This is a genomic window from Candidatus Hydrogenedentota bacterium (assembly GCA_016791475.1).
Classification (GTDB): Bacteria; Hydrogenedentota; Hydrogenedentia; order Hydrogenedentales; family JAEUWI01; genus JAEUWI01.
The window spans coordinates 1-756 of the sequence record JAEUWI010000198.1 but is presented as its reverse complement, the minus strand read 5'-3'; the positions used below and the strand labels follow the sequence as shown (position 1 = coordinate 756).

The window sequence follows — 756 nt, the reverse complement described above, 5'->3', positions numbered from 1 at the left end:
TCGCCGGCGATCACGCCGCCACGGCCGTCGAGCAGGATGATGTGGTCGGCGTAGCGTGCGGCGAGGTTGATGTCGTGCAGCACCAGCACGCTCCCGCGCGCGGTACCCTGCTCGCGCAGCAGGCGCTGGAAGAGCTCGAGCGCGGCGATCTGGTGGTGCAGGTCGAGGTGGTTGAGCGGCTCGTCGAGCAGGAACAGGCGCGGCGCCTGCGCGAGCAGGGTGGCGATGCCCACGCGCTGGCGCTCGCCGCCCGAAAGCGTCTGCACGTCGCGCTGCTCGAAGCCGGCCAGCCCGACCGACTCCAGCGCCGCGCGCGCGATCGCCACGTCCTGCGGCCCCTCCCAGCCCCAACGCCCCAGGTGCGGGTGGCGGCCGACCAGCACGGTCTCGAGCACGCTCGCCGCGAAGGGGTCGGGCTGCTGCTGCGCGAGCAGGCCGCGGAACCGCGCCGCCTCCAGCGCCGGCCAGGCCGCATAGGGCAGGCCGCCGATGCGCACCTCGCCCACCGTGGGCTCGCGCAGTCCGGCCAGGGTGTGCAACAGCGTGGTCTTGCCCGCGCCGTTGGGGCCGAGCAGCACCAGGCACTCGCCCGCCGCCAGGCTCAGGCTGAACTCGCAGCACAGCCAGCGCTCGCCCACCTCGAGCGCGAGGCGCTCGGCCTCGAGCAAGGGGGCGTCATCCACGGGCAAGGCGCGGCGGGCGGCGTTCATGGCGTGCCGCGCGGGTTGCGCGAGAGCAGGAAGAGGAAGACCGGCA

General features: G+C 74.5%; 1 protein-coding gene. It reads right to left on the bottom strand.

Annotation, left to right across the window (positions count from 1 at the left end; genetic code table 11):
* Positions 1–710: ABC transporter ATP-binding protein (locus tag JNK74_28675; GenBank protein ID MBL7650160.1), on the bottom strand; the 710-nt coding region annotated here is incomplete at its 3' end.
* Positions 711–756: the final 46 nt, after the last annotated feature.